The 273-nt window shown below is 66.3% G+C and carries 1 pseudogene; it reads left to right on the plus strand.

The annotated features are described in order from the left end of the window. Window positions 1-2: 2 nt before the first annotated feature. Window positions 3-273 (plus strand): annotated as a pseudogene (locus K3A85_RS18215) (hypothetical protein); the annotation flags it as partial.

Raw genomic sequence — 273 nt, forward strand, 5'->3', positions numbered from 1 at the left:
CGATGCCTGAAGCCGCCCGCGCGACCAACACCGTCATCAACACCGCGACCAACACCGCCCCGATCGACATCGTCGTCTACCACAACCCGGCCTGCGGCACCTCGCGCAACACCATCGCGATGATCCGTAATGCCGGGATCGAACCTCACGTGGTCGAATACCTCAAGACCCCGCCCAGCCGCGCGCTGCTGGCGAGCCTGATCGCACGGGCCGGGATCACGCCGCGCGAACTGCTGCGTGAAAAGGGCACGCCTTATGCCGAGCTCGGCCTTG

Source organism: Novosphingobium huizhouense (assembly GCF_020179475.1).
In the GTDB taxonomy this organism is placed as follows: domain Bacteria; phylum Pseudomonadota; class Alphaproteobacteria; order Sphingomonadales; family Sphingomonadaceae; genus Novosphingobium; species Novosphingobium huizhouense.